Annotated in this window: 1 protein-coding gene; it reads right to left on the reverse strand. The window is 65.1% G+C overall.

Annotated features, from left to right (window positions below; genetic code table 11):
* On the reverse strand, nucleotides 1-508 hold a 508-nt coding region (locus AC1DVH_RS32610; RefSeq protein ID WP_477757240.1), incomplete at both ends, for a VCBS domain-containing protein.

Raw genomic sequence — 508 nt, forward strand, 5'->3', positions numbered from 1 at the left:
GCTGATGGTGATGGTGAGGGTGCCAGCGGTGGTCAGCGCAGCATTGGTCTCGGTGAGGTTGGCGATGTCGGCAGACAGCACGGCCGCATCGTTGGTGCCGAGGATATGCACGGTGACCGAAGTGAGGGTGCCGTCGGCACTGCTCACCGCGAAGGTGTCGGTGTAGGTGGTACCGGCGGCGAACTCGTTGTGGGCGGAACTGGCGACGTAGGTCCAGGCACCGCCGGTGCCGATGGAGAACTGGCCGTAGCTGCCGGYGGTGTTGGTTTGGGCGACGAAGGTTGCGGCGCTGTCGACGTCGCTGATGGTGAGGGTGCCAGCGGTGGTCAGCGCAGCATTGGTCTCGGTGAGGTTGGCGATGTCGGCAGACAGCACGGCCGCATCGTTGGTGCCGAGGATATGCACGGTGACTGAAGTGAGGGTGCCGTCGGCACTGCTCACCGCGAAGGTGTCGGTGTAGGTGGTACCGGCGGCGAACTCGTTGTGGGCGGAACTGGCGACGTAGGTC

The organism is Pseudomonas sp. P4_C3, assembly GCF_056402075.1.